Below are 4,637 nucleotides of genomic sequence, written 5' to 3'. Positions count from 1 at the left end.
AACTGTTTGGCGGCGAGGTGGGCCAAGGCTTTGCCGCCTTGGCTGCGTTCGATTCCAACCAGGACGGGGTGGTCGATGCGCAAGATATCCGCTTCAATGAACTGAGGATCTGGCAAGACAGCAATAGCAACCATGCCACCGATGCCGGAGAACTGCGTTCACTGAGCGACCACGGGATCGCCTCGCTGAATCTGCGCTTTGTCATCAAGCCTACCATGCAGAATGGCAATCAACTGATTGAACATGCGCAGGCGACCACCACGCAAGGCAAGACCATGGAGATGGTCGATGCGTACTTCCAGGTAGAGAAAACGGATGGCAGGATGGAGGCGGAAGGCAAAGTCAATTCCACTTCACTGAACAAGCCTGTGCCGCTGCCGCCTGAACCGGACAACAGCGCACGCATCATTGTTCGTTCAGTCTTGCGGCAGGAAGAACGCCAGGAAAGAGCGATCCCGAGGCTGCTGCCAAGAATGAGGCGGGATGAATGGAACCATATGCCCCCACCAAACGACAAATCGATGCCAGCAATCGATTGGGGTAAATCCTCGTTTGGTCTGCCGATGGATTTCAGTGATGAATCGGAAGATCTGAAAGCCAAGCGCCGTCATCGATTGTGGCTGAACGATTTCTTGCAGGTGGGTAAGAAGGCCGGGCAGGATCTCGTCAAACAGACGGGACTGAAGGTTTCATTGAATAAATGATTCCCGCTTGCCTCCTCCGCTTGCCCTCTTTCCCAACTTCCGCAAGTGGGAGAGGTGAGCATGCGTAACATCAGGAATAACTTTTATTATCAGGGGGAGTGTAAAAATAAAATGACATTTTTATTAAAACAAATGCGAGTGGCGGCAATCGCAGGAGGAGTCGCAGCCGGCATCTCTTTGCCAAGTCACGCAACGGTCATCAACACAGCCGATCCCGCTACAATGGGTGCGTTTTATTCGTTAGGCGAGGATACTTCGTTTTCCTTTCAAACCTTTCAGCAGTTCGGTCAAACGTTCACAGCTCCTGCGCTGAACTCACGGCTCGATTCCTTTTCGTTTTACCTGACAGAAGGATTCGCGCCAGTCAATTTCAGTGCGGCCATCTATCAATGGAATGGGATGTCCACCACTGGCAGTATGCTCTTTACCAGTACACCAAGGTTTTTCGATGGCAGCCTGGCCAATCCAGCCACTGGCTTTCAACGTTTCGACTTTGCCACTGGCGGGCTTAACCTTGTTTCAGGTAATCGCTATGTCGCGGTACTGTCAGCCACTTTAAACAACTCCTTGCAGAATGCCGGTTGGGGAATGGCCTATGACGCAAGCATGTGCTGTCAGGGAGTTTATCTGGATGCCTATACGGGTGGCGAACTCGTATTACGCATTGACCAGCAATCGTCCTGGCGGCACTATCTTGAGTGGGACCCTGCTGCGACGGACGGGACTAATGGTATCGACACTGCATTTCAACTGAATTTTTCCAATGTCGCTACGGGTTCAGGTACTCAGCTTCCTCTTCCCAGCTCTTCCTCCTTGCTTGCTGCTGGTGTAGTAGCTGCGCTGATCCTGCGGAGACAAGTGCGAAAGAAACAAGAGGTGAATTTGTAGGCACTCCGTATGTTGCGACGAGTAGGGTGGCCAACGTCAGGCTTACGGCCCGCGTGATTGCCAACCCGGCTCGCGGCACAGTCAGCTTCAATGGCGACGGCTCGCTCAACCGCCTCCCAGAAACCGGCTTCTACGGCACCGGCAGCTTCATCTACAAGGCGAACGATGGCAGCGCCGATTCCAGTCTGGCTACCGTCAGCATCACTGTCACTGCGGTGAACGATGTGCCGGTTGCGCAGAACGCCTGCTTCAAGCGGCAGAAGGATAGCAGTGTGCGGATCGACTTCAGCAGCCTTGGTTAGCGATGTCAAGGGCGATGTGCTGAGCCTCGCCTTTGTCAATCCTGCGTACGGCACGTTGACGCGCAACAAGGACGGCAGCAATACGGTTCTGTCGCATTAGCGAGACATGAAGGCAGTCAGGTAGACTGCCAGCTTTTTAAAAAAGAGTGTGAGACAGCATTCGAGCAGGATCATCGCGCCATCAAACGGGTGACACGGTCGATGCCCGGTTTCAAATCGTTTCAAGCGGCCAGGAGCATCCTGGTCGGCATCGAACTCATGCACATGATCCGCAAAGGTCAATGCACTATGGAAGGGAGCGAAACGATGGCGTTCGCCGACCAGTTTTATGCCTTGGCAGAACAAATCCGTCCAGCTTGAGGGACGACTGAACGCATCTGCCCCAATTCCGTCTTGCGCTCGCTAATGCGACAGAACCGAAATGCGGCTGATTTACTGATTCTGTGGAACTTTAGCTTCGTTTGTTTAAGAATACCCGTGAAGGTGAAAGCGAAATGATAAATACGATGCAGGCCAAGACTAAGCAGGTAATCAGAATTTTTTTGACAAAATCCGATGCAGCCAAAAGTGCCTGGATAGGACACCGGAGGTGCGTAGTGCTTCCTTGTTCGACAGACTATACAAATACGAGATGAACAAATCGACCTGCTGGTCAATGGATGCATATTGCTTGTTGGCGCTGATCACGTCCTTGGCCTGTCCCCACAAGGTGTCCATGGGATTGAGCTCGGGACAGCGTTTTGGCAACCAGAGCAAACGCACGCCCAGCTTGTCGGCCAGTCCTCGCGAAGCTTGCGCAGTGTGACTCGGATTTTCGTCCAGCAGCATCGTTACCCGCCATCCCCGATAATGTTCATGCACGAGCCGCAAATACGCCTGAAAATCCGCCGCGCGCTGGTGCAAGCGAACGTGAATCAGGCGGTGTCCGGTCACGAGATTCATCGCGCCAAACACCACCCGCTTGGCATTCCAGCCTGTCAGCAGCACCTGCGCCGGCTGCCCGCGCGGCGACCATGTCGCCCGCAACGGTGGAAACAGCAGCAAATCCGTTTCATCTTCAACCAACAATACGCTGCGCTTTGGCAAGCCACTGACGACGCGGCGAATTTGGCGTTTTTTTCTCTCGCTCCGGGTCGGGCACAAGCACGTACCGGGGACGTTTCCACATATAGCCCAATCGATGCAGACCACGACGCACCGTCAACGTTGAACAGGAGTAGCCGGTACTGTGGCTCAGTTGTTCCCGCAATAGTGGCGCGGTCCATTGAGTCGCAAAGTAGCCAAAATCCTGCGGCGAGCTTTGCAAGAGCGACTCGAGCAACGTCCCCGCCTCCTCGAACCAGCGGGGAGGCCGCCCGGAATGCGGCGCGTCGGACAGTTCCCGCACATCACGTGTATGCCAATACGCCGAGACCCAGTTATAAACACTTTGACGGCTTACCTGAAGCTCCTGCGCGATTTCGGAAACCGTCCAGCCCTTGTCGGTCTGCATTATGGCGAGCGCCCGTCGATACTGACGCACGTCACGGGTCTGCCGCAACACACTCGCCAGTTTCCGTCGCTCGGCGCGCGTCAATTTTTCCCTGTTCATGATTACTCGCTCATGGCATCGATATCATGAACTGATCTTATGTCAAAAAAATTCTGATTACCTGCTTAGGAGGCGAACCGGGTTTCTTTGAGGGAGGACAGTGCCAGGAAGGAGCGTTCCCCTGCAAGGGAACGCTGTTACGCAGGCGCAGTGCGCCGCGAATTCCCTGCCCCACCCGGGTGACGAGTCACACAAGGTGAAGCAGGGGTTTCAGACAAGAATGCAGTCATGCGGCTTGAGGCATTTTCTTGCAATTCGCATGGCAGGCACACTAGTACTACTTGCGAGCGATGAAGCCCCCCACTGCTGTTGCGCCGGTCGTCGAATTCGACAGCGAGAATGCGCCGCCGACTTCCGCAGGACCCGTGCCGTTCGCGGTGCTCGTAACCACTGGGCCGAAGTAGCGACCGCTGATTCCGCCCTTGAGCGAGTCGTTGGTCACTGGGCCGGTCATGTAATGAGCAACGTTTCCGCCTGCTGCGCCCATCGTCGTGGTGGCGGTGAGCGTGACTGGCACTGGAGTAGCGTCCGAATTGTAGGTCGCCGTGTCCTTGAACGTGATGGTCACCTTGCGCGTAGCGAAATCCACGGTGAGCGTTGCGTCTCCGCGGAAGAAAGAGGCCTCTTCCGTGCCATTGCTGGCGTACCAGCCGTAGGCATAGCCGGAATAGTTCGCCGTACCGGTTGTCGGAATCGCGGCAGGATCAGTGACATCGCCGAATGCCACCACGCCACGGCGATTATTGTTGTGCTCATTGTTGGTGCCGGCCCATTCGTTGATATTGACCGTGTCTTGCGTGAGCCATGCCGCCAGATTCCCGTACTGATAACTCCAGTTCGATAAAGCGCGGAACCCTTTAAAACCAGGATAAGCGGTGCCAAACCCATTTCCCCCAGGCAGGATAGTCTGGTTGCCATTCGCGTCCGGCACGCCATTGCCGGCATAAAGATCGCCATCCTCATGCAACCGGCTTACTTCCGTCGAATCCGGATTTTTTCCACCCGCGCGCCAGGCACCTACCTGGTACTTGATCCCCTCTGTTTCAGTCACGGGGCACGTCGTCATATCGGAGGTGCAGCGCGACGGATTTTGACGAGGAAAGTACACGTTGTTAGCGTAATTTTTTTGCGTGGCAGCCGCGCCTTTGATCG

6 protein-coding genes and 1 pseudogene are annotated in these 4,637 nt (G+C 55.0%); 4 read left to right on the top strand and 3 right to left on the bottom strand.

Translation table 11 applies throughout. The features are described from left to right. From JF616_00035 to JF616_00020, 4 genes and pseudogenes are all read left to right on the top strand, one after another. On the top strand, positions 1 to 704 hold a 704-nt coding region (locus tag JF616_00035; GenBank protein MBW8886118.1), incomplete at its 5' end, for a hypothetical protein. A 60-nt stretch (positions 705 to 764) separates the two neighbouring features. Next, positions 765 to 1,592: a hypothetical protein gene (locus JF616_00030; protein MBW8886117.1), complete on the top strand. Its 828-nt coding sequence runs from the start codon at positions 765 to 767 to the stop codon at positions 1,590 to 1,592. Between the two features lie 26 nt (positions 1,593 to 1,618). Further along, complete coding sequence (locus tag JF616_00025; GenBank protein ID MBW8886116.1) at positions 1,619 to 1,894, top strand: cadherin-like domain-containing protein; 276 nt, start codon at positions 1,619 to 1,621, stop codon at positions 1,892 to 1,894. Positions 1,895 to 2,056: 162 nt separating this feature from the next. Beyond that, positions 2,057 to 2,176: pseudogene (locus JF616_00020) on the top strand (DDE-type integrase/transposase/recombinase). 249 nt (positions 2,177 to 2,425) lie between these two features. Here JF616_00020 and JF616_00015 read toward each other — a convergent pair. The 3 genes from JF616_00015 to JF616_00005 form a co-directional block, all read right to left on the bottom strand. Next, the gene (locus JF616_00015) at positions 2,426 to 2,980 is read right to left on the bottom strand and encodes a transposase (GenBank protein MBW8886115.1); all 555 of its coding nucleotides are present in this window, start codon (positions 2,978 to 2,980) and stop codon (positions 2,426 to 2,428) included. After that, on the bottom strand, positions 2,952 to 3,485 hold the full coding sequence (locus JF616_00010; protein MBW8886114.1) for a transposase: 534 nt from the start codon (positions 3,483 to 3,485) through the stop codon (positions 2,952 to 2,954). The genes JF616_00015 and JF616_00010 overlap by 29 nt, the downstream gene beginning before the upstream one ends. Before the next feature lie 277 nt (positions 3,486 to 3,762). Continuing rightward, positions 3,763 to 4,637, bottom strand: an 875-nt coding sequence (locus JF616_00005; protein ID MBW8886113.1) for a hypothetical protein, incomplete at its 5' end; no start/stop codon positions are given.

The sequence above is a fragment of the Fibrobacterota bacterium genome, from assembly GCA_019509785.1.
Classification (GTDB): domain Bacteria; phylum Fibrobacterota; class Fibrobacteria; order UBA11236; family UBA11236; genus Chersky-265.
The sequence above is the reverse complement of the archived record's forward strand: the minus strand, read 5'-3'. Positions and strand labels throughout refer to the sequence as shown.